Genomic DNA, 2668 nt, shown 5'->3' with positions numbered 1-2668 from the left:
CCTGGACCACTCCCCGGGCCTCGTGGCCCTGCTGGCCGTCCGCCTGGGCGCGCGCCCCGCGGCGGCGGACGTGCTGGCCTGGACCGTGGCGGCGGTCCGCCCGGACCTGACCGTGCCGCTCACCGACGACGCCGGCCTGTGGGCGGACGGTGTGGAGCTGGGCCGCCGGATGCTGTGGCTGATGTGCCGGGACGGGGAGCGGCCGAGGCTGCCCGGTGGCCGCCGGCCGTACGTCCGGGCGCCGCTGCCGGGCCGTCCGGGAACCCTCCGGTACGACCCCGACGAGGAGGCCCTGCACCTGGACGAGGGCCGGATCTCCCCCGTCCCGGCCGAGGCCTGGGAGTTCGAGGTGGCCGGGGTGCGGGTCCTGGAGTCCTGGTTCGCGGCCCGTACCGCGCCGGCCGAGCCGGGCACGCTCGCCGCGATCCGTCCGGCGGCCTGGCCGCAGAGCTGGACCTCGGAGCTGCTGGAGCTGATCACGGTCCTCGCGCTGCTGGCGGAACTGCGGGCGCCGCGGGCCCGGTTGCGGCCGGTGACGGCGGTGACGGCGGGCGAGCTGCGGCGGGCGGGCGTGCTGCCGGTTCCGGAGTCCGCCCGGCGTCCGGCGTCGGTGCTGGGACATCAGGAGGAGGGCCCGGAGGGGCAGTTCGCGCTGCTCTAGCCCGCCGTGCGGGGGTGCGGTGCGGCCTCCAGGCGGGCGATGTCCTCGGCGTCCTTGGCCCGGCGGGGCCGGGCCGGGTCCCAGACCGGCATCATGCGCTTGATCTCGATCTGGACGCGCGGGGCGACGATGGGTGCCCGCAGCGCTCCGATCCGGCCGGGTTCGGTCCCGAGCAGTCCGTCCGGCCAGGGAGTGCCGGCCCAGGGTCCGCCCGCCACGGTCACCCGGCCCGCCGCGTCCCGGTCGATCAGGGTGAAGCTGCTGTCCAGGCCGTCCTTGACGAAGTCGAACTGGAGGTCCGCGGGCGGGCCCGGCACCGGTGTGTGGCCGAGCCGGACGAGGAGGCCGGCGAGGGCCGGGGCGTCCCGGGCCCAGGCGAACCAGTCGATGTCCCCGTGGTCGCGGGTGACCTCGCCGAGGAAGAAGTCCATGGCCCAGCCGCCGCGCAGCCACAGCGGGATCCCGGCGCCGCCGGCCGACTCCAGCACCTCCGCGATCAGCGCGAGTTGACGCCGGGCGCGTTCCTGGTCCACGACGGCTACCGGCGCGGCGCGAACGCGTCGATGACCCGCTCCACCGCCCGTTCGAACACCGCCTCCAGGTCGATCGGACCGGCGTCCTCGGTGAGCGCCGCCGCCATGCGCGGGTACGCTCCGGTGGCGAGCCGGCCGCCCAGGTAGGCGATGCGGACCGCGTTCTCCTCGTCCTCCGACCACGGCAGGGCGCGCACCCGCTCGGCGGTGTCGAGTTCGTTGCGGACGTAGGCCGTGACCATGCCGTTCAGCATCGCGATCAGCTCCAGCTTGGTGCCGTACCGCTCCTGGAGCGGGTCCAGGCAGGCCAGGCAGTGCTCCAGGTAGCGCAGGGCGTTCGGACTGAAGCCGTAGGCGGGGGACATCAGGCGCGGCAGCCACGGGTGGCGGCGCATCAGCTCGCGGGTCTGCCGGGCCACCCGGCGCATGTCGGTCCGCCAGTCGCCGCTCGGCTCCCACAACTCGTGCTCGCCGCCGACCGCGTCCACCATCAGCTCGTACAGGTCCTCCTTGCGGGGGACGTAGTTGTACAGCGACATGGTGCCGCAGCCCAGTTCGGCGGCGACGTGCCGCATCGACACCGCGTCGAGGCCTTGCGCGTCGGCGATCCGGACGGCCGCGGCCGCGATGTCGTCGCGCGTGTACGCCGGTCTCGGGCCCCGGCCGGTGCGCTGGGGGCGCGCCCAGATCACCTCGGGTACGGCCCCTCGGACTGCCATCGATCGATCACCTCGTACCCCATCCTAGTTACGTACGGCGTACGTAGTGCGGTATGGTCCGGGCATGACTACTGCGTACGCTGTACTTAGTGAAGGCCTGGAGAAGCGCTTCGGCACTGTGCGGGCCCTGCGCGGGCTGGATCTGGCCGTCGCCGAGGGCACGGTCTGCGGGCTGCTGGGCCCGAACGGGGCCGGGAAGACGACGGTGGTGCGGCTGCTGACCACACTGCTGCGCCCGGACCGGGGCTCGGCCCGGATCGCCGGGCATGACCTGGTGCGGGAGGCGGCGGCCGTGCGGCGCCGCATCGGGGTGACCGGGCAGTACGCCTCGGTCGACGGCGACCTCACCGGCCGGGAGAACCTGCGGCTGTTCGCCCGGCTGCACCGGGTGCGCGGGCCGGCCGCCCGCGCCGACGAACTGCTGGAGCGCTTCGGCCTGGCCGAGGCGGCGGACCGCAGGGCGTCGACGTACTCCGGCGGCATGCGGCGGCGACTGGACCTGGCCACGAGCCTGGTACGCCGTCCCGACGTGCTGTTCCTGGACGAGCCGACCACCGGCCTCGATCCGGCCGGCCGCGCCCGGATCTGGCAGGCGGTACGCGAGCTGAAGGCGGAGGGCACGACCGTGCTGCTGACCACGCAGTACCTGGAGGAGGCCGACCGACTCGCCGACGACATCGCCCTGGTGGACCGGGGGCGGGTGGCGCACACCGGCTCGCCCGCCGCGCTCAAGGCGGTCGTCGGGTCGTACGCGG

Annotated in this window: 4 protein-coding genes; 2 read left to right on the top strand and 2 right to left on the bottom strand. The window is 74.9% G+C overall.

The genetic code is table 11. From position 1 onward, the window contains the following. A partial coding sequence (locus H5J33_RS30475; RefSeq protein ID WP_309485526.1) for a type ISP restriction/modification enzyme occupies positions 1-661 on the top strand: 661 nt, incomplete at its 5' end. On the opposite strand, the gene H5J33_RS30470 is transcribed toward H5J33_RS30475, so the two are convergent. Together H5J33_RS30470 and H5J33_RS30465 are read right to left on the bottom strand one after the other, a co-directional pair. Beyond that, complete coding sequence (locus H5J33_RS30470; RefSeq protein WP_181798004.1) at positions 658-1194, bottom strand: nucleotidyltransferase domain-containing protein; 537 nt, start codon at positions 1192-1194, stop codon at positions 658-660. The two genes, H5J33_RS30475 and H5J33_RS30470, sit on opposite strands and share 4 nt — an antisense overlap. A gap of 5 nt (positions 1195-1199) precedes the next feature. Next, entirely contained in the window at positions 1200-1913 is a 714-nt protein-coding gene (locus H5J33_RS30465) for a TetR/AcrR family transcriptional regulator (RefSeq protein WP_181798003.1), read from the bottom strand. Between the two features lie 64 nt (positions 1914-1977). Here H5J33_RS30465 and H5J33_RS30460 point away from each other — a divergent pair. Then, the coding region (locus H5J33_RS30460) for an ABC transporter ATP-binding protein (protein WP_181798002.1) at positions 1978-2668 on the top strand (691 nt) is incomplete at its 3' end.

Origin of the sequence: Streptomyces sp. WELS2, from assembly GCF_013870595.1 — a bacterium.
Lineage (GTDB): Bacteria > Actinomycetota > Actinomycetes > Streptomycetales > Streptomycetaceae > Streptomyces.
Note: the sequence above shows the minus strand (reverse complement) of the source record. Positions and strands in the feature narration are given on the sequence as shown.

What these genes read in the sequence shown, in the direction of transcription:
- H5J33_RS30465 (WP_181798003.1), bottom strand. Translation starts at nt 1,913, where the DNA reads ATGGCAGTCCGAGGGGCCGTACCCGAGGTGATCTGGGCGCGCCCCCAG.